Annotated in this window: 22 protein-coding genes; 13 read left to right on the top strand and 9 right to left on the bottom strand. The window is 63.0% G+C overall.

Features of this window, described 5'->3' with window-relative positions; all coding sequences use genetic code 11:
* Window positions 1–79: 79 nt before the first annotated feature.
* From recO to A4R29_RS09290, 8 genes are all read left to right on the top strand, one after another.
* A complete protein-coding gene (recO, locus tag A4R29_RS09255) occupies window positions 80–856 on the top strand; it encodes a DNA repair protein RecO (RefSeq protein WP_063171766.1) in 777 nt (258 codons plus the stop codon).
* The gene (locus A4R29_RS09260; RefSeq protein WP_063171767.1) at window positions 853–1,371 is read left to right on the top strand and encodes a PaaI family thioesterase; all 519 of its coding nucleotides are present in this window, start codon (window positions 853–855) and stop codon (window positions 1,369–1,371) included. The genes recO and A4R29_RS09260 overlap by 4 nt, the downstream gene beginning before the upstream one ends.
* 82 nt (window positions 1,372–1,453) lie before the next feature.
* Window positions 1,454–4,204, top strand: a complete 2,751-nt coding sequence (locus A4R29_RS09265) for a DUF2339 domain-containing protein (protein ID WP_063171768.1) — start codon at window positions 1,454–1,456, stop codon at window positions 4,202–4,204.
* A 174-nt stretch (window positions 4,205–4,378) separates the two neighbouring features.
* Window positions 4,379–4,897, top strand: a complete 519-nt coding sequence (locus tag A4R29_RS09270) for an RNA polymerase sigma factor (protein ID WP_013532577.1) — start codon at window positions 4,379–4,381, stop codon at window positions 4,895–4,897.
* Entirely contained in the window at window positions 4,894–5,682 is a 789-nt protein-coding gene (locus A4R29_RS09275) for an anti-sigma factor family protein (RefSeq protein ID WP_063171769.1), read from the top strand. The genes A4R29_RS09270 and A4R29_RS09275 overlap by 4 nt, the downstream gene beginning before the upstream one ends.
* 310 nt (window positions 5,683–5,992) lie before the next feature.
* Window positions 5,993–7,099 (top strand): peptidase C39 family protein, encoded by a 1,107-nt coding sequence (locus tag A4R29_RS09280; protein ID WP_063171770.1) that lies wholly within the window; start codon window positions 5,993–5,995, stop codon window positions 7,097–7,099.
* Window positions 7,096–8,559, top strand: a complete 1,464-nt coding sequence (locus A4R29_RS09285; RefSeq protein WP_013532574.1) for a RimK family alpha-L-glutamate ligase — start codon at window positions 7,096–7,098, stop codon at window positions 8,557–8,559. The genes A4R29_RS09280 and A4R29_RS09285 overlap by 4 nt, the downstream gene beginning before the upstream one ends.
* Before the next feature lie 30 nt (window positions 8,560–8,589).
* Window positions 8,590–8,850 carry a DUF3303 domain-containing protein gene (locus A4R29_RS09290; protein ID WP_244506935.1) on the top strand — a complete coding sequence of 87 codons (261 nt, stop codon included), beginning with the start codon at window positions 8,590–8,592 and terminating at the stop codon, window positions 8,848–8,850.
* Between the two features lie 18 nt (window positions 8,851–8,868).
* On the opposite strand, the gene A4R29_RS09295 is transcribed toward A4R29_RS09290, so the two are convergent.
* On the bottom strand, window positions 8,869–9,780 hold the full coding sequence (locus A4R29_RS09295) for a LysR substrate-binding domain-containing protein (protein ID WP_013532572.1): 912 nt from the start codon (window positions 9,778–9,780) through the stop codon (window positions 8,869–8,871).
* 112 nt (window positions 9,781–9,892) lie between these two features.
* On the opposite strand from A4R29_RS09295, the gene A4R29_RS09300 reads away from it, so the two are divergent.
* Window positions 9,893–10,783 carry a fatty acid desaturase family protein gene (locus A4R29_RS09300; protein ID WP_013532571.1) on the top strand — a complete coding sequence of 297 codons (891 nt, stop codon included), beginning with the start codon at window positions 9,893–9,895 and terminating at the stop codon, window positions 10,781–10,783.
* A gap of 11 nt (window positions 10,784–10,794) precedes the next feature.
* On the opposite strand, the gene A4R29_RS09305 is transcribed toward A4R29_RS09300, so the two are convergent.
* From A4R29_RS09305 to ygfZ, 3 genes are all read right to left on the bottom strand, one after another.
* Window positions 10,795–12,936 carry a putative bifunctional diguanylate cyclase/phosphodiesterase gene (locus A4R29_RS09305; RefSeq protein ID WP_063171772.1) on the bottom strand — a complete coding sequence of 714 codons (2,142 nt, stop codon included), beginning with the start codon at window positions 12,934–12,936 and terminating at the stop codon, window positions 10,795–10,797.
* Between the two features lie 165 nt (window positions 12,937–13,101).
* Window positions 13,102–13,737, bottom strand: a complete 636-nt coding sequence (locus A4R29_RS09310) for an HD domain-containing protein (RefSeq protein WP_013532569.1) — start codon at window positions 13,735–13,737, stop codon at window positions 13,102–13,104.
* Complete coding sequence (ygfZ, locus tag A4R29_RS09315) at window positions 13,737–14,597, bottom strand: CAF17-like 4Fe-4S cluster assembly/insertion protein YgfZ (protein WP_063171773.1); 861 nt, start codon at window positions 14,595–14,597, stop codon at window positions 13,737–13,739. Before ygfZ ends, A4R29_RS09310 begins: the two co-directional genes overlap by 1 nt.
* Before the next feature lie 75 nt (window positions 14,598–14,672).
* Here ygfZ and A4R29_RS09320 point away from each other — a divergent pair, with 75 nt between their 5' ends.
* Window positions 14,673–16,004 carry a dihydroorotase gene (locus A4R29_RS09320; protein WP_063171774.1) on the top strand — a complete coding sequence of 444 codons (1,332 nt, stop codon included), beginning with the start codon at window positions 14,673–14,675 and terminating at the stop codon, window positions 16,002–16,004.
* A gap of 33 nt (window positions 16,005–16,037) precedes the next feature.
* On the opposite strand, the gene A4R29_RS09325 is transcribed toward A4R29_RS09320, so the two are convergent.
* The 4 genes from A4R29_RS09325 to A4R29_RS09340 form a co-directional block, all read right to left on the bottom strand.
* The gene (locus tag A4R29_RS09325) at window positions 16,038–16,811 is read right to left on the bottom strand and encodes a hypothetical protein (RefSeq protein ID WP_082827361.1); all 774 of its coding nucleotides are present in this window, start codon (window positions 16,809–16,811) and stop codon (window positions 16,038–16,040) included.
* 82 nt (window positions 16,812–16,893) lie between these two features.
* A complete protein-coding gene (locus A4R29_RS09330; protein ID WP_008874920.1) occupies window positions 16,894–17,151 on the bottom strand; it encodes a hypothetical protein in 258 nt (85 codons plus the stop codon).
* Between the two features lie 456 nt (window positions 17,152–17,607).
* Window positions 17,608–17,985: a TIGR02301 family protein gene (locus A4R29_RS09335; RefSeq protein WP_063171776.1), complete on the bottom strand. Its 378-nt coding sequence runs from the start codon at window positions 17,983–17,985 to the stop codon at window positions 17,608–17,610.
* A gap of 81 nt (window positions 17,986–18,066) precedes the next feature.
* The gene (locus A4R29_RS09340; protein ID WP_013532564.1) at window positions 18,067–18,501 is read right to left on the bottom strand and encodes an NUDIX hydrolase; all 435 of its coding nucleotides are present in this window, start codon (window positions 18,499–18,501) and stop codon (window positions 18,067–18,069) included.
* Window positions 18,502–18,629: 128 nt separating this feature from the next.
* Between A4R29_RS09340 and A4R29_RS09345 the strand changes: the two genes are divergently transcribed.
* Entirely contained in the window at window positions 18,630–19,391 is a 762-nt protein-coding gene (locus A4R29_RS09345; RefSeq protein ID WP_063171777.1) for an SOS response-associated peptidase, read from the top strand.
* 61 nt (window positions 19,392–19,452) lie between these two features.
* Here the strand turns inward: A4R29_RS09345 and A4R29_RS32935 are convergent, their stop codons facing one another.
* The gene (locus A4R29_RS32935) at window positions 19,453–19,608 is read right to left on the bottom strand and encodes a hypothetical protein (RefSeq protein ID WP_013532562.1); all 156 of its coding nucleotides are present in this window, start codon (window positions 19,606–19,608) and stop codon (window positions 19,453–19,455) included.
* 390 nt (window positions 19,609–19,998) lie between these two features.
* Here A4R29_RS32935 and cysS point away from each other — a divergent pair, with 390 nt between their 5' ends.
* The gene (gene cysS, locus A4R29_RS09350) at window positions 19,999–21,435 is read left to right on the top strand and encodes a cysteine--tRNA ligase (protein WP_063171778.1); all 1,437 of its coding nucleotides are present in this window, start codon (window positions 19,999–20,001) and stop codon (window positions 21,433–21,435) included.
* Window positions 21,432–21,818, top strand: coding sequence for a VOC family protein (locus A4R29_RS09355; RefSeq protein WP_013532560.1), 387 nt, complete (start codon window positions 21,432–21,434; stop codon window positions 21,816–21,818). Before cysS ends, A4R29_RS09355 begins: the two co-directional genes overlap by 4 nt.
* Window positions 21,819–21,821: the final 3 nt, after the last annotated feature.

The following is a 21,821-nucleotide window of genomic DNA, read 5'->3' on the forward strand; positions in this document are numbered from 1 at the left end:
TTATGCATTGGTGTGAGAGTTACCCAGGAGCCAAGCCCATACCTTGATTTCGCCACCCGATCGGTGAAAAGCTCCTGAAATGGAATGGCGCGACGAGGGAATCATTCTCGGCACCCGCAAGCATGGCGAAACCAGCGCCATTCTCGAGGTGCTGACGCGAGCGCATGGCCGTCATCTCGGCCTTGTTCGCGGCGGCCGTTCGCGCAAACAGCAGCCCGTCCTCCAGCCCGGCAATCGCGTCGACCTGTTGTGGCGTGCGCGCCTTGATGAACATCTCGGCACGTTCCAGGCCGAAGCGATCGAGATGAATGCTGCCCGGTTGATGGACAGCGCCGTCGCCGTCTACGGCTTGCAGACCATGGCCGCGCATCTGCGCCTGCTGCCCGAGCGCGACGCGCATGAAGGTCTCTACGAAACGCTTGCCGTGATGATCGTCCATCTCGACGACGCCGACGTTGCCGGCGAACTGGTGGCGCGCTTCGAGCTTCTGGTGCTGGACGAACTCGGCTTCGGCCTCGATCTCAGTCGATGTGCCGCCACCGGCACGCGACAGGACCTGGCCTATGTCTCGCCGAAGTCGGGACGCGCGGTATCGCGCGAAGCCGGTTTGCCATGGCGCGACAAGATGCTGGCTCTGCCGGCCTTCCTGCAGCGCGGCTCTGGGCTGCGCGCCGATGCGGCTGATGTCGAGGACGCCTTCCGGCTCACCGGCTTCTTTTTCACCCGGCACGTCTATGAGCCGCGCGGCATCGAGCCGCCGGACGCTCGTACCGGCTTCCTCGCCGCCTTGCGCAAACATCACGCACGCGGCAAGGCCATAGCTGGCGAGGACGCAGCCAGAGAAATCCTCACATGAGCGAAGTCGAATTTTATCCTGGCCGGGTCTCACCGCTCGGCCTCGGCACCATTCCGCACGCCGACATCCTGAAATACACCGGTTTGGAATTGCTGCAGCGCATCGTCGACGGCAAGTATCCGGCGCCGCCGATTTCCTTCCAGCTGAATTTCACTCTCACCGAAGTCTCGGAAGGGCGCGCTGTCTTTCGTGGCATGCCGAGCGAGCGCCATCTCAACCCGCTGGGCAGCGTGCATGGCGGCTGGGCGGCGACGCTGCTCGATTCGGCACTGGCCTGTGCCGTGCAGACGCTGCTCGAAAAGGGCGAGGCCTATACGACGGCGGAGTTCAAGGTGAATTTGACGCGTCCCATCACGCCGAAGACCGGCGAGGTGGTCTGCGAGGGCAGGGTTGTTCACAAGGGCCGCACGTTGGCGGTGTCGGAAGCGACGCTGAAGGATGGCGGCGGCAAGCTGCTGGCTTTCGGCACCGAAACATGCTCGATCTTTCCGGCCGCCAATCTGGCGGCGCGCTGAGTTTTCTGGCCGCTTGGCCGCCGCATTTGAATGTCAGTACGACGAATGTCAGTGAAAACTGGCCTGGTTTGGGGGAACCGCCATGTTTGAAAGCCTGATTGGCCTAGTCGCCATCATCGCCTTGTTCGTCATCATTTCGCGCCAGCAGAGCCGCATCGGCCTTGTCGAGCGCGAGCTTGGCGCGCTGCGCAGCCTTGTGCTCTCGGGAGCCGTGCCGCCTGCGGCCAAGCCGTCCGAACAGGCGGTGGCCGACGACGTGCCCGCCGATGTGATTCCAGCCGTTGCGGCAGCGGCCGACATTCTCTCTCCAGCGACAAGCGAGCCGGTCGCCGCACCGGCGCCAGCCACGGAAACGGAAGACTCGACCGGCGAGATCGTGTCCGGGCCGTGGACCGCTCCAGAACCGGCGCCGAAGGCGGTGGAACCCGCGGAGCTTCCCGGAGCGACGAAAGCCGCCCGCCAATCCGATGTCGAAACCGCGCTCGGCACCCGCTGGGCGGTCTGGGTCGGCGGCATCGCCCTGGCGCTGGGCGGTCTGTTCCTGATCCGCTACACCATCGAAGCCGGCATTTTCGGCCCCGGCGTACGGCTGACCATGGCCGGCGCGCTCGGCCTTGTGCTGGTCGCCGGCGGCGAGTTCATCCGCCGCACCGGCTTCAAGATGCCCGTACAAGGCGCCGCGGGCGCCTATATTCCGGCGATCCTGACAGCGGCCGGTGCCTTCATCCTGTTCGGCACCGTCTATGCCGCGCATGGCATCTACGGCTTCATCGGCCCGGCACTCGCCTTCACGCTGCTCGGCGTCATCGGCGTGGCGACGATCGCGGCAGCCCTTGTCCATGGCCAGGCGCTGGCCGGCATCGGCCTTGTCGGTGCCATGGTGACGCCGGTGCTCGTCGCCTCGCAGGCACCCAATCCCTGGGCGCTGTTCGGTTATCTTGCGATCGTGCTCGCAGCGACCGGCGTCATCGCCCGCATGCGCGACTGGAAATTACTGATGGCGGCCGCCTTTTTCGGCACCGGTGCCTGGACCATCCTCTATATGACCGATGCGCCGGGGGCGAACCTCTCTGCGATCCTGCTCATCGACGCCGTCACGCTGGCCGTGCTCGCCCTTGTCTGGCTCGCTCGCCGTGGCGACGAAACCACGCCAGACAGGGCTTTCGACTGGCCGTCCATCGTGCCTGGCCTGTTCGTCGCATTCTCGGCACTGGGCCTGTCGGTAGACCCGGCCTTTGCTGCCGCCGGCTATGCCTTGCCGGGCGCGGTGGTGATCGCCGCGATGGTGGCGGTCACGCTTTATCGTCCGCTGGCGCTGCCGCTCCTCTATGCCGCGGGACTGGTCACGGTGCTGATCTATCTCGGCATTATCCCGCCAACCTCGATCGCTTCCGATTTTTCGGGCGGCGCCCTGGGCGTCGACGGACTGCCGGTGGCCACGTCCAACGCGCTGACCTTGCGCATCGGCATCGCACTCGGCCTGGTCTTCATCGGCGCCGGCTTCTGGGCCGCGCGCCGGTTCGCCGCTGGGACACAGATACGTGCGGCCTCATGGGCGGCGTGGGGCGTCATCGTCCCGCTGGTCGTCCTGCTGGCGCTCTGGTTCACTTTCGGCAATCTCGACCGTGACCCTGTCTACGCCGCCGCAGCGGCACTGTTGGTCGTCATTTTCGCCGCCGGCGGCGAGTGGATCGCGCGGGCCGAGGAGCCGCCGCTCAAGGGCGGTGTCGCGGTCTCGTTTGCCCTGGGCGGCGCGGCCATCGCCGGGCTCCTGCTCATGCATATGGCTTTCGATTCCGGCTGGACCACCATCCTGCTCGGTGCGGCGGCCATCGTGCCGGCGCTGGCCACGCGCTGGCGCTCCTATCCGGTGCTCGGCTGGATTTCGGTCGGCGCGGTGATCGCGGTGCTTGGCCGTGTCGCCTTCGACCCGACCATTGTCGGCGCCGGGTTCCTGTCGACGACGCCGGTGTTCAACTGGCTGCTGCCGGGCTACGGCGTGCCCGCACTGGCCTTCGGCTTTGCCGCCTGGCAGCTTGCGCGCACAACGAATGGCCGGCCGCGCCTTGCCATGGAAGCGGCGGCGGCGCTGTTTGCGCTGCTCACGCTCGCCATGCTGGTGCGCCACGCCATGCATGGCGGCGTCATCGACACGGGTGCCATGACGCTCGCCGAACAGTCGATCTACACCCTGATCGCCATCGGCGCCGGCGCCATCCTGGTCGCCATCGACATGCGCTCGCCAAGCTCGGTGCTGCGCTATGGTTCGATGGCCGCCGGTGTGGCCTCGGTCGCTTTCATCGTTGTCAGGCATTTCGTGGTGCTGAATCCTTTGCTTACCGACGAATCGACCGGCCGTATCCCGGTGTTCAACCTGTTGTTCCTCGCCTATCTCCTGCCGGCGGTCGCCGCCGGGGGACTGGCGCTCTACGCCAGGGACAAGCGGCCAAAATGGTATGCGCAGATGCTGGCCGTGGTGGCTGCCGCGCTTGCCTTCGCCTATGCCACGCTGTCGGTGAGGCGCCTGTTCAAGGGCGAATTCATCGGCCTGTGGAGCGGCCTCGGCCAGTTGGAAACCTACACCTATTCGGCGCTCTGGCTGGTGATTGGCGTTGCGCTGCTCTCAGCTGGCGTCTGGCTGAAATCGCAGGTGCTGCGCATCGCTTCGGCCGCGCTGATCGCGATCGCCGTGCTGAAGGTCTTCATATTCGACATGTCGGAGTTGGAAGGCGTACTCCGGGCGCTATCCTTCATCGGCCTCGGCGCGGTTCTGATCGGTATCGGCCTGTTCTATCAGCGGCTTTTGACACGGGCGGCGAGGGAAAACGGATAAAGGCAAGCAAGAACAATAAGATTTCACCCCGACCGGGAATAAATCGGCCAATGGGCTCGTTATCTCATTGCTTGGGTGACCGGGGCGGGAGACCGCTTCGCGCTGGCCGCTTGCGCCGCGCCCGGAAGGCGCGTTCAATCCAGATCAACAAGGGCGACCTCGAAACCAGCGGTCATGGACGAAAAGAAGGCAGCAATCCTTGGCGAAATACCGCGCCTGCGCCGTTACGCACGCTCGCTTTTGCGCGACCGCGACGCTGCCGACGACCTTGTCCAGGATTGCCTCGAGCGGGCGCTTGTGCGGCTCGACAACTGGCAGACAGGAGAAAGCCCCCGGAGGTGGCTGTTTACGATCATGCATCATTTGTTCATCGACCAGATGCGCAAGGTGAACCGCCGCGGCGAGGCGGCGATGTTGCCGCTGGAGGCGGGCGAGGCCGTTGCCCAGCCGGCAGAGCAGGTGGAGAGTATCGCCTCGCGCGAGATCATCGACGCGTTGCAGGCGATCAGCCCCGATCGACGCGCAGCTCTTGTCATGGTTGCCATCGAAGGTTTTTCCTATGCCGAAGCCGCCAACATTCTGGGCGTCCCCGCTGGCACGCTGATGTCGCGCATTGCGCGCGGGCGTGAGGAATTGCGTGGGTTGCTGGACGATACGGCGCGTCGCCGCGCAATAAGGATCGTCGAGAAATGATCCGCCGCGACTTTTCCGAACGGGACATCCACATGGCGCTCGATGGCGAGCTGCCTGCAGACGAGCGCGCCGCTTACGACGCCTGGCTCGACGCCAATCCCGAGATGAAGGCCAGGAGCGCCCGCTTCACCGCCGACCGGACGGCGCTGCAGGCCGCCTTCGCCGGGGTGCTGGACGAAGCCGTGCCCGCGCGCCTGCGCAAGGTCGTGCTCGGCGAGGCACCGGTGAGGGCTGCCGCGCCACGCTCACGCTGGTGGCTTGCCGCTGCCGTGTTGCTGGTCGCCGCCGGCGGGCTTGGTGGCTACCTTGCCGGCGTCGACGGCATCGGCCAGGAGGACCCGGCGGAAGATCGGCTGGCCGAGCAGGCAATCGCGGCCCATGTCATCTATGCCGCCGAAAAGCGGCATGCCGTCGAGGTTCCGGCCAGCGACAAGGACCATCTGCAGACCTGGCTGTCCAACCGGGTAGGGTTGAAGCTGGTGGCACCCGACTTGACCGCGAACGGTTTCCAGTTGGTCGGCGGCCGGTTGCTTCCGGCAGGCGAGAGCAAGGCCGCCATGCTGCTTTACGAGGACGGCAATGGGCAGCGTATATCGCTGTTCGTCACCACGGCATCGACGGAGAATGCCAAGGGCACCTACGCCGCCACGCAAGACGGACCCGAGGCCGTCTACTGGCTGGACAAGGGCTATGGCTGCGCCGTCGTCGGCTCCTTGCCGCGCGAGCGGCTGAACGAGGTCGCCAGGAACGCCTACACGCAACTTGTAAACGGGCTGGCAAGCTGAACGGCACCGCTTTTGCCGGTGCCGTCGATCCGCGAATGCCGATCCGGCCGAAGGACCTTTTGCGCCCGTCGGATCGGCGTCGGATTTGTCACAATTCGGCCCTAATCGAGGTGCGATAGCGCTTGATGAATGCCGTCGCATCGCCCCGAAAATCGGAAACGGTTTTTGGAAAAACGAGGCGAAGATTCAAGGTGGTGGAGCGGACTTCGTGCGCCCAGGTGGACGCCGGTTTTCCCAACGCCCTGGTTGGCGTCAAGGACGTGTTCGAGTAGGGCCATTTCCACCACCAATCGAGGTTTTCTGAAGCCGCATGCCTGCCGAGATCCGCACGGCCCGCGCGTCTGACGTCGATGATCTCGCCGCCATCGAGAAAGCTGTTTTCTCAAGCGACCGTATTTCCCGCCGCTCCTTCCGACTGTTCATCGAGCGTGAAACCGCCGAGACGCTGGTCGCCGAAGTCGACGGCCGCGTGGCCGGTTATGCGATCGTGCTGTTTCGCAAAGGCAGCGGCGTGGCGCGCCTCTACTCGATTGCGACCAGTCCGTTTTTCGGCGGGCTGGGTGTCGGCCGCATGCTGCTCGGATCCGCCGAAGATGCCGCCTTCGAGCACGACCGCATGATGCTGCGTCTCGAAGTTCGCGAAGACAACAGCCGCGCGATCCGCATCTACGAACGGGCCGGTTATCGCAAGATCGGGCGTGAGCCCGGCTACTATGAGGATGGCGAAACGGCACTTCGCTACGAAAAAACCTTGCGTGGCGACATTCCGATCGCCACCAAGGTGCCGTTCTACCCGCAGACCTGTGAATTCACCTGCGGTCCGTGCTGCCTGATGATGGCGATGGCCAATTTCGATCGCGGCTTCGTGCCGGATCCGGTCATGGAAATCCGCCTGTGGCGTGAAGCGACGACCGTCTTCATGATGTCGGGTCCCGGGGGTTGCGAGCCGTTCGGCCTCGCTGTCTCGGGCTATGAGAGCGGGCTCGCGGTGGAGATCTACGTCTCCTTCTATGGCGCGCTGTTCCTGCAATCGGTGCGCAGCGAGGACAAGCGCAGGGTAATGGAACTGGCCCAGGTCGACTTTCGCCGACGCGCGGAACTTTACGGCATCCCGGTGAATTACCGTGCATTCACAATCGACGATATCCGCGCTGCGATCGCTGGGGGAAAGCTGGTGCTGGTGCTGATCAGCGGCTTCCTGATGTTCGGCAAGAAGGTGCCGCACTGGGTGCTGGCGATCGGCGATGACGGCGACCATATCCTGATCCACGACCCTTGGGTCGAGGATGAAAGGCAGGAGACCATCCTTGATGCAGCCAACATTCCCGTGCCTTACGGCATCTTCATGAACATGGCGCAGTTCGGTCGCGATGGACTGCGGGCCGCCATCACTCTGGGAAAGCGTGACAGACAATGACCTGGGTCATCCTTACCGGCAGGCAGAGCGATCTCGACCAGGTGGCGACACCGCACAAGATCATCACCAATCGCGACTATCTCGCGCATCCGTCATTGTTTCGCGGCCAGCGGCCGAAGGTCATCAACCTGTCGAACAATTACGCCTACCAGAGCCGCGGCTACTATGCCTCGCTGCTGGCAAGCTCGCGCGGCCACAAGGTGATCCCGACCGTCGAGACGATGATCGACCTGTCGGAACGCAAGCTCTATGAGCACGCGCTGCCGGAACTGGAACTGGCGCTCAACAAATGCCGCAAGGATCTTGGTGGCGCCTTTCCGCAAAAGGTCTGCATCTTCTTCGGCATCGGGCCGTCAAAAATCTGGGACCGTTTCGCCAAGCTGTTGTTCGATTGGTTCCGCGCACCGGCGCTCGAAGTCCACATCAAGGACAGCGCCGAATGGGCCTCGATCCGCAAGATCGGCTTCCATCCGCTGGCGCGGATGACCGAGGACGAGGAAAAAAGCTTCATACAGTGCCTGGAAACCTACACCAACCGGGAGTGGCGCGACACCAAGGGCCGCACGCCGGCGCGCTATACCTTCGCCACGCTGGTCGACCCGCATGAGGAATTGCCGCCCTCGGAGATCTCGTCGCTGCGCTATTGGGCCAAGATCGCCGAGAAGATGGGCGTCGAAATCGAGCCGATCACCAAGCGGGACCTGGCCAAGCTCGCCAATTACGACGCGCTGTTCATCCGCGAGACCACCTCGATCTCCAACCACACCTATCGTTTCGCCCGCCGCGCCCAGCAGGAAGGCATGCCGGTGATCGACGATCCACTGTCGATGATCCGCTGCACCAACAAGGTCTATCTCAACGAGCTGATGGCCTACAACAAGGTGCCGGTGCCGCCGACGGTGATGATCGCCGGCACCTCGGATCTCGAACTGGCGGCGCAGACGCTGGGCTTTCCGCTGGTGCTGAAGATCCCGGATTCGTCGTTCTCGCGCGGCGTCAAGAAATGCGCCAATTTCGAGGAACTGAAGACGCTCGCCACCGAATGGCTGGAGGATTCCGACCTTCTGATCGCGCAGAAATTCATTCCGACCGAATATGATTGGCGTGTCGGCGTGCTCGGCGGCCAGCCGCTGTTTGCCGTGCACTATCTGATGGCCAAGAAGCACTGGCAGATCGTCAACCACAAGGCCAACGGCAAGCCCGACCAGGGCGGCATCAAGACCTTCACGCTGAAGGAAACGCCGGCGCATGTCGTCGAGACGGCAGTGAAGGCCGCGCGCTGCATCGGCGACGGGCTCTATGGCGTCGACCTCAAGGAGACCAAGGACGGCGTCTTCGTCATCGAGGTGAATGACAATCCCAACCTCGATCATGGCTGGGAGGATTCCGGTGAGAAGGACGAGGTCTGGGTGCGGCTGACGCAATGGTTCCTGGAGCGGTTGGACCGGCCGGGGCGGTAATTTGATCGGGGGTAGAACATGCAGTTTATCGTGATCGAGGATTTCACCGGCTGTGATCGCAAGGAGATCTATCGCCGCTTTCGCGACCGCGGCCGCCTGAAACCGGACAAGCTGCTCGTGCACCACAGCTGGATCGCGGCGGACATGAGCCGCTGCTTCCTGCTGGTGGAGGCCGATGACGTCACGCTGCTGCAGCGTTGGGTCATCGAATGGGCGGATCTGGTGGAATTCGAGATCATCCCCGTGGCGACAAACAAGGACATGGCTGAGGCATTGAGCGGGCACCTCTGACGATTGCCGCGTGTCGCGTCAACGCAGTGCCGGCGAGCCGACTGCGCGCCGGCACTCGTCGATCAGCCACTGGCGAAATGCGTCCACGACATCGCGTCTGGCGCTGCGCGCCGGGATCGTCAGGCAATAGGGCTGGCGCAGCTCGACCATTTGGGCGAGGGGCCTGACAAGTCGGCCGTCCTCCAGCGCCTCGGCACAGTAGATCCCTTGCGCCAGCGCCACGCCCAATCCCGAAATGGCAAGGTCGAGTGCTGCGCGCGATGAGTTGGCCGAGAGGCCGCGCTGCGCTGCCCGGCCGGGTTCGATGCCGGCCGCCTCGAACCAGTTGTGCCAGGACGGAAAGGACGCACCGGTCGGTCCCCAGCCGGTATGGATAAGCGGCAGGCTGGCGAGGCCTTCGGGTTTGATCGTGTCCGCCAGCCCGGGTGCACACACGGGATAGACTGCGTCCTGGACGATGTCCTCGGTCGGGTGCTCGCGATAGTGCGGGCCATAAGTGAGCCTGATGTCGATCAACTCACGGTCGAACGGCACCGGGTCATCCTCGCCTCTGAGCGATATGTCGACGGCGCCATGGCTGGAGACAAAACCAGTGAGGCGCTGCGAAAGCCAACCCATGGCCATGGATGGCGGCACCGACACCACGAGGCGCGGGCGGAACGCATCGCCGCCCAGTTGGCGCGCGACGCTGCCGATCTCCTGGAAGGCCATGGTCAGCCTGGGCAGCATCTCGACGCCGGCCTCGGTGAGGACGGCGCGCCGGTTGACGCGATGGAACAGCTTGCGGTCCATCTGCTCCTCGACGGTGCGGATGAGCTGGCTGACGGCGGCGGCCGATACAGAAAGCTCTTCCGCCGCCCCCGCAAAGCTGCCTGTACGGGCGGCAGCCTCGAAAGCCTGAAGTCCTTTGAGAGAGGGAAGTACGGCCATGATCACCGGATAGATAAGTTCAGCTTATCTAAATCGCAGAAATCGTCATTTTTGGAAAGATTTTTCATGCGCTACAGTGGATTCTATCAAATCCCAGCCTGGATCGAAGCCCGTGGATCATCGCGACGTAATTTCATCGTTGACGCAGGAGGAGCGCAACCGGCTGACCGCCAAGTCTGATGCCGCGGGCCTCGTTCAGCTTGCCGCTCATTGGGGTGCGATCGTGATCCTCGGATCGCTGATCGCCGCCAAAGTGCCGTTCTGGCCGCTGCTGATGCTGCCGCAAGGTCTCCTCATCGTGTTCCTATTCACGCTGCTGCACGAGACGGTTCATCGCACGGCCTTTGAGGCGCAGCGGCTGAACGATCTCGTGGCGCGGGTGTGCAGCCTGGCGATCGCACTGCCGGCGGACTGGTTCCGCTACTTCCACTTTGCCCACCATCGATACACGCAAGATCCCGACAATGACCCGGAACTGGCGTTCCCCAAGCCGGAGACATGGCGGCAATACCTCGTCCACATATCCGGCATCCCGTTATGGTGGGGCCACATCAAGACGCTTTATGCCAACGCCGCGGATCGTGGTCGCGAAAGCTACGTTCCGCCAAAGGGCTATGACAAGGTGCGCATCGAGGCACGCGCCATGATTGCCTTTTATGCCGTGCTCCTTCTGCTTGCCGTCTATTTCCGGCTCTCGGTGCTTGTCTATGTCTGGATTTTGCCCGCTCTGTTGGGGCAGCCGTTTCTGCGCCTCTATCTCTTGGCCGAGCACGGTCGTTGTCCGTTCGTCGCCAACATGCTGGAGAACACCAGGACCACATTGACCAACTGGCTGGTCCGCAAGCTGGCGTGGAACATGCCGTTCCATGCCGAGCATCATGCCTATCCCGGCGTGCCGTTTCATCAACTGCCGCGGTTTCATGCGCTGATCGAGCGGCATCTCAAGGTGGTCGAGCCCGGCTATGTCAGCTTCCACGAAAAGTACATCGAGACGCTGCATTGACGATGGCCGGCCTAGCCAGTCTGGCTGTGCGGCGCCCGGGATCTCAACAGGCGCTGGATCTCGGCCGCCTTTGACGGCGCGCCGATCAGAAAGCCCTGCGCCTCGGTGCAGCCATTGCTGCGCAGGATGTCGAGTTGCACCTCGGTCTCGACCCCCTCGGCGGTGACAGTGATGCCAAGCTCGGCACCCAGCCCGATGACGGTGCGAACGATCGCCGCGGTGTCGCGATTGCCGAGGTCGTGGATGAACGAACGGTCGATCTTGATCTTGTCGACAGGAAAACGCCTGAGGTAGCCGAGCGACGAATAGCCGGTGCCGAAATCGTCCAGCGCGATGCGGATGCCGAGTTCGCGCAACTGCCGCAGCGTCCTTAGCACCACCTCGCTTTCGTCCATCAGCACGGTTTCGGTGATCTCCAGTTCCAACCGACCGGCTGGCACGCCGGAGAAAGCCAGCGCCGAGATGACGCTGCGGGCGAAGCTGCCGCTTTTAAGTTGCACGGCCGAGACATTGACCGCGACGCGCAGGCCGGCGGGCCACCGTGCCGCCGCCGTGCAGGCTTTCCTCAGCGCCCATTCTCCAAGCGGCACGATCAATCCGGTTTCTTCGGCGACCGGAATGAAGCTGTCCGGCGCCACCATGCCACGTTCTGGGGAATGCCAGCGCATCAAGGCTTCCGCGCCGACGATCTCGCCGGAGGCGATGTTCATGATGGGTTGGAAATCGAGGTCGAATTCCTGGCGCGACAGTGCGGTCCCGAGGTCGACCTCCAACGCACGCCGTGCCTGTACCATTGCGTCCATTCCGGGTTCGAAGAACCGATACAGATTGCGGCCTTCGCTCTTCGCCCGGTAAAGCGCTGTATCCGCGTTCCTCAGCAGCGTGTCGGCGTCTCCGCCGTCGTTGGGGAAAACCGCGATGCCCAGGCTGATGCCGATATGCATCTCGCGGCTCTTGTCGCGGAACGGTTTTCCGATTGTCTCGACGATGCGCTTCGCGAGTTTTTCAGCATTGGCAATGCCCTTGAAATTGAACTGGATGATGACGAATTCGTCGCCGCCGAAGCGGGCAACGACGTCGTTTTCATTATGCAGGCAGCGCTGCAGCCGCTCGGCCACGCTCTTCAGCAGCCAGTCGCCGGCCGGATGTCCCCAGGTGTCGTTGACTGCCTTGAAGCGATCGAGATCGAGCGAGAAGATCGCCAGCGGCGTGGCCGCCGTGTCCTCCAGCGCAAGGTCGAGCCGTTCGCGAAACATCGAGCGGTTGGGCAATCCCGTCAGCGTGTCGTGATGCGCAAGATGGGTCATGCGCTCTTCGGTGCGGCGACGTTCGGTGACGTCGTCGAAGGTCACCACCCAGCCGCCGCCATCCATCGGCCGACGTGTGACCAAAACCGTCCTGCCGTCGGTAAGATGCCGATAGGCCGAATGCATTGTTGCCGCCGCCAGACAGGCTTCGGTCTTGGCGACTTCGCTGTCGACATCGATCTTCGTATAGATGCCGAGTTCCAGCAACCGTTCGAGCGCGTCGCGGTGCGTCGTTCCAAGCGGAAAGTCCACCGGGGTGACCTTGTAGAGCTCCAGAAAACGCCGGTTGCGCACGATCATCTTGCCGTCGGCGTCATACATCAGCAAGCCTTGCGACATGTTGGCGAGCGCTGCGTCGAAGCGGCGGTGCTGCTCCTTGAGATCCTCTTGCGCGCGGCGCTGCTCGGTGATGTCTTCATAGATCGAAACCCAGCCGCCCAGAGCCAGAGGGCGGTGCGAGATGCTGACGATGCGGCCGTCCGACAGTGTTTCTTCGTAGGTCGAGGGCTTCGCCTGATCGATATAGGGCTTGCGGATGGCGTAGAGTTCGTCGGCGGTTTGCGAGGCGACGCCGATATCGACGCTGTGGCGCAGAATGTCGAGGAACCGGATGCCGGGCCTTATCACCCTGGCGTCGAGGCAAAAGATGTGTAGGTAGTTGCCGTTGCAGATGATCATCCGCTCGTCGGCGTCGAACATGCACAGGCCGTGCGACATGTTCTCGACCGCAGCCGAAAAGCGTTGGTTTTGCTCCCGCAGTTCGTCTTCCATGTGGCGGGAGCGGTCCATGCCTTCGGCCTCCCGTTTCGGGACGGCCGAACCATCCTTGGCATCAGCGACGGGCATGAGCGCGCCTGCGGACCGTGATCGAACAAGCTACTGTGGTCGCCGCTGGTTAATTTAGCGTTTTAATGCATGTCGCCCAAAAGTGACCTCGGTTTTGGGGGAATGACATGCATAAAGACAAAGACCTAAAGCGCGTCGCGTGAATCCGTTTCAGCGCGACGCGCTTTAGCCGATTGCGGTCGCCGAAACCTGATGCCGCGACGTCTCGATCGCCGAAAACCGTTTCAGAAACGCGTTCTGCGCCCAGGTCACCGAACGTGGCGTGAAATCGAAGCGGTCGGCATTGAAGCCGCGCGGACGGCCGAAGAACTCGGTCGCCTCGGCGGTCGAAAAGCCGGCGAGCAGCGTTGCCTCGAAATAGGCGGCGATCTGGTCGGCGCGCTTGATCTCCTTGCGCAGCGCAGCACTTGGTTCCGGAGGCAGCGAGAAGCGCAGATGGATGGCGCGCTGCAGCCGTAACTCACAATCCTTGTAGCTGCCGCCCATCACCGATTTGAACGGCGAGATCATGTCGCCGATGACATATTCGGGGGCGTCGTGCAGCAGGGCCGCCAGCCGGGCGTCGGCCGAAGCCTCGGGCACCAGGTCGCAGAACAGCGCTTCGACCAGCAGCGAGTGCTGGGCGACCGAAAACGCATGCTCGCCGCTGGTCTGGCCGTTCCAGCGGGCAACGCGGGCGAGCCCGTGCGCAATGTCCGAAATCTCGATGTCGAGCGGCGAGGGGTCGAGCAAATCGAGCCGGCGGCCCGACAGCATGCGCTGCCAGGCGCGTGCCGGCGCGCCGACGCGGTCGGCCGCCATCAGGCCTCCTCCGCGCTGACGGCTTCCTGCGGGAAGGCGAATTTTGCCCAACCGGGAATGGCCAGCGTTAACGGAACGTCCCCGGCCATGATCGGCTGGCCGGCATCGAGCGCCGCCTTGACCCGGTCGATGCGCGCAATGGCCAGACCGGTCGTGTCTACGGTCGAGCCGAGCGTGCCAACCGGCCTGCCTGCGACGGTCAGTTCGGTGCCGGGCGCGGGCAGGGGCCTGTCGGCCGATGCAATCAGCACGCGCCGCCTGGCCGTGCCGCGATGCTGCATGCGCGAGACGACCTCCTGGCCGACATAGCAGCCCTTCTTGAAGCCGATGCCGCCGGTTTCGTCCAGCAGCACATCGTGGGGGAAGGCGTCTCCGAGTTGGTAGTCGCTGCCGCTTTCGGCAATGCCGCCGACAATGCGGAAGGCTTGCCACGCGGCAAGATCGCCGCGCTCATCCGTTTCGCCATAGGAACGCGTGACGGCACCCTTCGGAAAGCGTGTGTCGGCGGCCGCCGTTGAATCAGATTGTGAGGGTGTTGATTCATGTCCCCACGCGACGGTGACAAACGCCTGATCGGATTTGGCAATCTCGACCTTGGCGCGCAGTTTGTAGAGCGTCAGCCGGCGTACGAAATCGTCCGATATGTCGGCACGGCATTCGAGCCGGAATGCATTCTCGCCGGTGCGGGAGATCAGGAAATCGAACAGGATCTTGCCTTGCGGCGTCAGCAGCGCACCGGATTTGGCTTCGCCGGGAGCCAGGATGTCGAGATCGGTGGTCAGGATGTTCTGCAAAAAATGCTCGGCATCCGGACCTGATACGGAAATGAGGGCGCGGTCTTTGAGCTGGGCACAGGGCATGGGCGGAAAAGCAACCTGATCTTGCAAAATGGTCGGCCTTTACGTAAGCCGCTGGCACTCCCCCCGCAAGAGAGCATGGCCATGATCTACGACCTCATCCTGACAGGCGGCACAGTGGTCAACCATGACGGCGAAGGGGCTCGCGACATCGGCGTGAAGGACGGGCGCATCGCTGCCATCGGCGATCTCCGCCAGGCCTCGGCCGGCGAGACGATCGACTGCCGCGGCCTGCATATCCTGCCGGGTGTCGTCGACAGCCAGGTGCATTTTCGCGAGCCGGGACTGGAGCACAAGGAAGATTTGGAAACGGGTTCGCGCGCTGCCGTGCTTGGCGGCGTCACCGCCGTGTTCGAGATGCCCAACACCAATCCGCTGACCACCAGCGAGGCAACGCTTGCCGACAAGGTCCGGCGCGGCACGGGGCGCATGCATTGCGATTTCGCCTTCTGGGTCGGCGGCACCCGCGAGAATGCCGGGGATGTCGGCGAGCTTGAGCGGCTGCCGGGTGCGGCCGGGATCAAGGTTTTCATGGGTTCGTCCACTGGCGACCTGCTGGTCGAGGATGACGAGGGCGTGGCGTCGATCCTGAGAAACACGCGCCGGCGCGCCGCCTTTCATTCGGAAGACGAATTCCGGCTGCGCGAGCGCCTTGGCGAACGCATCGAAGGCGACCCGGCATCGCACCCTGTCTGGCGCGACGAGATCGCCGCCTTGCGCTGTACCGAACGGCTGGTACGCATTGCGCGAAACGCCCGTGCCCGCATCCATGTTCTACACATCTCGACCGCCGAGGAGATTGTGTTCCTCGAACAACACAAGGATGTCGCGACCTGCGAGGCGACGCCACATCATTTGACGCTGAGCGCCGACGACTATGCCCGGCTCGGGACGCTGATCCAGATGAACCCGCCGGTGCGTGCCGCGCGCCATCGCGATGGCGTCTGGCATGGCATTGCGCAAGGCATCGTCGATGTGCTCGGCTCCGACCACGCGCCGCACACGCTGGCCGAGAAGGCAAAGTCCTATCCGGCCTCACCGTCGGGGATGACCGGCGTGCAGACGCTGGTGCCGATCATGCTCGACCACGTCAATGCCGGCCGGCTGACCTTGCAGCGCTTTGTCGACCTGTCTAGCCACGGCCCGCAGCGGATCTTCGGCATGGCGAGAAAGGGCCGCATCGCTGCCGGCTACGACGCCGACTTCACCATCGTCGATATGAAGCGGCGCCAGACCATCACCAATGCGCAGGCCGGCTCGAAAGCCGGCTGGACGCCTTATGACGGGAGAGAAGTGGTCGGCTGGCCGGTCGGCACCGTCATTCGCGGCCGCCGCGTGATGTGGGAAGGCGAGATCGCCACGCCAAGCCAGGGTAGGGCGGTGGAGTTTTCTGAGGCATTGCCCCGCTAGGCTCCCCACCCCCGTGGGTGGGAAGAGCCGCTCTCAATCCCCGGCGACGAAGAACGACCATTGTCCGCTAGGGGTGATACCGACGCGATAGAAAATATAGGCGCCGAACTGCTTCATGTCGTCGAAATCGCCAGCGGTGACGATCTTGAACAGTTCGACCCGCTGCTTGGCGTCCAGCTTGTCCAGCGGTAGGGCGAAGAAATACGGCCACACGTAGAGCTCTTGTGGCGTGCCGGCATCGAGGTGGACGTAGCCGGCATCAAGCACCTCCTCCAGGATGGCCAGGATTTCCTGGCCGTCCGGGTCGCCCGAGAGGCCCTTGAGGAAGGCGACGGCATCGCCATCAATGTCGGTTAGGGACAATTGCGTTGTGTTGTCGCCCGTGCCGATCAACGGCCGCAACTTTTCGATATCGCCGCCCTTGCAGGCTTCGACGATCAAATCATGCATGCGCCGCACTGGTTCCGGCAGCTTGCCGAGATCGTAGATGACCTCGGGCACCGGCGTGTCCGGATCGACGCGTGGCCTGGTCACGCCGCCATCCGCCGGACTGTCCGGCTCGGCTTCGGCAGGAGCAGTCGGCTGGCTAGACGGCGGCGGCGTCCCGACCGGGTTGGGCATTGGCACGGTGCTTCCGGGGGGCGACATGTCGTCGGCCGGCGGCGTGACCGTCGGGGGGAGCTCTTCGCGCTTGATTTCGCTCAGCGCATAGGCGGGGCTGCTCGCGAGACACACAACCAGGGGAATCGCGGCACAGCAAGCGGCGAAACAGATGCGAAGGACCAAGCCACGCGGCTTGCCTGACATCGAAAAACTCACTGCCCGTTTCTCCCTGCTTACGGGCATGACGCCCGAGCGGCATATTGCCGTCAAAGAACCGGACGTCGGTTCAGTGCCGCAGCCGTTCAGGTTCGAAGGCGCCAGCAATCACCTTTTCACGCATCCGGTCGAGCAGGGCAAGGGCCGAGGTCTCGCCATTGGCACGCAACATCTCGCCGAAGGCTGTTTCGAGCGCTGCTTCGGCAATGATCTCGGGCTCTATCCCGGCGGAGAGACCTTCCGCCCAGGCCTCGCTGTGGCTTTCCACGGCGGTCAAGCGTTTTTCTTCCCTGACCAGCGCGTCGATGTCGTTGACACCATGTTCCATAAGCGAATGTCCACCCTTTCAAGCTGCGATCCATTGATGTGGATCAGGCCTGATCTGTTCATTTCACACGCAGGGACAATTAAGTATTTGTAAATACGACATTTTTTTGATCGTCTTTTACAAAGCCCGATTGCCTTGTGCGAAGCTGCGTTCAGTTCGAGTCAAACTTAGCCGATTGGGGCGGCCTGCGGGGCGAAAACCTTCAGTTTGAGTTAATTCCGCTTTCGCGCGGTAAGGTTTCGTTAATACTGTTGCAGAAGCGCAACATGAGGATTGCACCAAGATATCGCCTGGCACAAGCCGATATATCGGCTGTACCCAGCAATGGTTCGGATAGTTGTCGATGAGCGAGTGCCTAAAGCGCGCCGCGTTTGAACGGATTCAGGCGAGGCGCTTTAGGTTTTCGTTTTTATGTGTCGTTCTCCCAAAACCGCAGCCACTTTTGGGCGACATGCATTAGTTGCCGTAACGCGAGGCGATATCGCGAGACAGCGTCTCGCCTTCCTTCATGTAGCGGCTGATGGCTTCGGTCGCCGAGGGCGTGCACCTCGTATAGGTGCCGCCGAAGGAGCGGTAGCCGCGATTGAAGCTGGCAATGAAGCGGGCGCGCCGCTCGGCGTCCGGATTTTCCGAATCGAGCAGTTTTGTCATCTCGACACGCCACTGGTCGCCCTTCTCGCCGCACAGATTGCGCAGGAAATGCAGCGAGCCCAGAACCTCCGCCAGCCGCATCAACCCGGGCTCGAACGGCGACTCGGCGCTGAGCGCGGGCCGTATCGAAACGGTCGCGCCGACCGCAAGACACAGGGCGACGAGCATGGATGGACGATTCATAAGCCTTCTCTACCAGCTGCGTGGCTCTGCTAAACAGCATAAGTCTTTGTGGCGAAACAATTTGTCGCCCGCAAGTTGATTTCAGGACAGCAGTCCGGCGTTTCCGCCGGGGGCCAACAAGTCTTCGGCGACCGCGAATACCGAGCCTGCCAGCGGCAGCGCCGCCATCTCGCTGAGCGTATAGAAGGCCGCCGTCTCCGCATCGTCGCTGGCCACGGCCTCGCCGCCGGCATAGGCGGCGCCGAAGACTGTGAGGAGATAATCGACCGGGTGGCTGTCATCCCGGCCGTCGATGCGGATTTCCCGCAGCGGGCGATAATTTGTGGCACGCAAACCGGTTTCTTCCTGAAGTTCGCGCTCTGCCGCTGCCTCCAGCGTCTCACCAGGTTCGACCTTGCCGCCCGGAAAGGCATAGAGCCCTTGCGACGGTTGCCGGGCTCGCTTGACCAGAAGCACGGTGTCTGCCCGCACGACGGCGACCGAGACTGCCGGAAGTATTTTGCGCGCTTCGTTCATGGATTCCCAATCAGGCTGAAGGCCGGTCAGTTGTGGACCGGCCAGCGTGGACAAGTTTTAGCGGTTGCGCAACGCCGGTTCCATCGCCACTTTCAGAAACCGAAGCTTTCGAAGGGCATCAATCGACCATGTGCGGACGTTTCGCCTTGACCGCGACGCCGGATCAGACCGCTGCCTTTCTGGACGTGGCGGGGCTTGAGGATTTCCCGGCGCGCTACAACATCGCCCCGACGCAGCCGATCCTGATGGCGGTCGCCGGCCCTCCGCAGGCGCCGGGCTCCAATCTGCCGGACCGGCAGCCAATGCTGGTGCGCTGGGGGCTGATCCCGACCTGGGTGAAGGATACACGCGAGTTTCCGCTGCTGTTCAACGCGAGCTCCGAAGGGGCTGCCGAAAAGGCGTCGTTCAAGGCCGCCATGCGCCATCGCCGCGCTTTGGTGCCGGCGTCCGGCTTTTATGAATGGCGGCAAACCGGTGGCAAGAAGGGACAGCCTTACTGGATACGCCCCAGGCATGGCGGGTTGGTTGCCTTCGCCGGGCTGATCGAGACCTATGCCGAGCCGGGCGGTTCGGAAATGGACACCGGCGCCATCCTGACCATCAACGCCAATGCCGACATAGCGCATATCCACGACCGCATGCCGGTGGTGATCGACCCCAGGGATTTCGCCCGCTGGCTGGATTGCCGCACGCTCGAACCGCGCGATGTCGCCGATCTGTTGCGACCGGCACAGCTCGATTTCTTCGAGGCAATTCCGGTCTCCGACCTCGTCAACAAGGTCACCAACACCGGACCGGAGATTCAGGAGCGGGGCGAGATCGGGCCGGAGCCCGAGAAGGTCAAGCGCCAGAAGTCCGGCGCGGACGACAGTCAGATGACGTTGTTCTAGCAGAGGGCGCGCGCGTCGGCGCCTTCATTTCTGGCGCCATTGGCGCCGGCCGCCCATCCCTTCAGGCAGCGCGGGGCGAAACGATCTTCTGCGCCGGCTTTTTCTTCTTGGCGGTATGGAGAAGGGCGGCGACGATCGCGGCCGGGCCGATTGCGCGATAGTGGTTGGCCAGCGCCGGCTGCTTGGCGCGGTTGGCTTCCTGCTTGGTTCGGGGCATGTCTCTCTTCCCTGGTAACATTTTCGTGTCTGCGTTTGATGGCCGATTCTGACCAAATCGTGACGCCTGCTGATCTAGCCGGCGAATGTTTCATGACTGTGCCGACATGTTTAATAAAATGTTTCAGTGCATCATTACCTGTGACCCAGCGACGGTTTTGCCGAAACTTGCGACTTGACGGCAACACAAGCCAAGGCGATAAAGCCGCCCATGAAAACGTCTTTCGCCATTTGTGGCATTTGCATTATTGGCTAGCCTCGCGCTGGTCCGGACGTTTTCGCCTCATCTCTCCCCAGATTGGACAAACGCCCCGGCCAGCAGGCTGGAGCCTGATTTGCGTTCGCGCAGGGCTGGCTTCGTCGAATTGAGTTCTGAACCGGGAAGGCACGAATGTCCGACGCATCGCAGGGCCTGCGCCTCTACAACACGCTGACGCGGACGAAAGAGGATTTCGTCCCGATCGATCCGCTGAACGTGCGCATGTATGTCTGCGGCCCGACCATCTACGACTTTGCTCATATCGGCAATGCCAGGCCGGTGATCGTCTTCGACGTGCTGTTCCGCTTGCTGCGCCATCTCTATGGGCAGACGCACGTCACCTATGTGCGCAACATCACCGACGTAGACGACAAGATCAATGCGCGCGCTTTGCGCGATTTCGGCGGCGAGATCGCTTCCGGCACGCTGTCGTTGAATGAGGCGATCAGGCGGGTCACCGAAAAGACCGCCGGCCAGTTCCACAGCGACGTGGCGGTTCTCGGCTGCCTGGCGCCGACGGTCGAGCCGCGCGCCACCGAATTCGTCGAGCCCCGTGCCGACGGCAAGGTCGACATGATCACCTTGATTCAAAGCCTGATCGAACGCGGCCATGCCTATGTTGCTGCGGGCGAAGTCCTGTTCGACACGGCGTCGATGCCCGACTACGGCCAGCTGTCGAAGCGCAATCTCGACGAGCAGCAGGCCGGTGCTCGCGTCGCCGTCGACGCGCATAAGAAAAATCCCGGCGATTTTGTCCTCTGGAAGTTGTCGTCACCGGAGGAGCCGGGCTGGAATTCGCCATGGGGCAGGGGTCGGCCGGGCTGGCACATCGAGTGCTCGGCGATGTCGGCCGCCTATCTCGGCGAGGTCTTCGATATTCATGGCGGCGGCCTCGACCTGATCTTCCCGCACCATGAAAACGAGATCGCCCAGTCGCGTTGCGCCCATGGCACCGAAATGATGGCCAACATCTGGATGCACAACGGCTTCCTGCAGGTCGAAGGGCAGAAAATGTCGAAGAGCCTCGGCAACTTCTACTCGATCAACGAACTCCTGGAGACCGAGACCTTCGGCGGCCGCAAATGGCCGGGCGAGGTGCTGCGGCTGGCGATGCTGATGACGCATTATCGCGAGCCGATCGACTTTTCCGTGCGCAAGCTGGAAGAGGCCGAGAACACCCTGCGAAAATGGAAGCGGGGAGCCGACCTCGCGCCGACGGCGGCGGGACAGGTGCCCGTGGAGATCATCGACGCCTTGTCGGACGATCTCGCCACCTATGCCGCCTTCCAGGTCCTGACCCAGTTGGCCGGCGAGGCAGTGGACGGCAACGATGCCGCTGCATCGCTGAAGGCGTCGCTGCTGTTCCTCGGCTTCGACGTCGCGTCGGCGAAGGTTGATGAAGGCCACGTCGGCAAGGCCATCGCCAAGCGTCTCGCGTTCATCGCCGCCAAGAACTGGGCCGAAGCCGACCGCATCCGCGACGACCTGCTGGCCCAAGGGATACAGTTGAAGGACGGCAAGGATCCGGTCACAGGCGAACGCATCACCACCTGGGAGGTAAAAAGATGATCGATCATCTCGGCATCAACGTTGCCGATTTCGACGCTTCGAAGGCTTTCTATGACAAGGCGATGGCGCCGCTTGGTGCCGCGCTGTTGTATATGGTGCCGCTGGAGTACACCGGCGGTAAAAAGGTCGGTGGCTACGGTCGCGATCGGCCGGTATTCTGGCTGCAGGAAGGCAAGGATGGTCAGAAGGCCCATCAGCACGTCGCCTTCACCGCGCGCAGCCGCGCCGAGGTCGAAGCCTTCTATGCTGCGGCGCTTGCCGCCGGCGGCAAGGACAATGGCGGGCCGGGCCTGCGCCCGCACTATCACCCGGACTACTATGGCGCCTTCGTCCTCGATCCCGACGGCAACAACGTCGAGGCCGTCTGCCATGCGCCGGAGTGATCA

The organism is Mesorhizobium ciceri biovar biserrulae (assembly GCF_001618845.1).
In the GTDB taxonomy this organism is placed as follows: Bacteria; Pseudomonadota; Alphaproteobacteria; order Rhizobiales; family Rhizobiaceae; genus Mesorhizobium; species Mesorhizobium ciceri.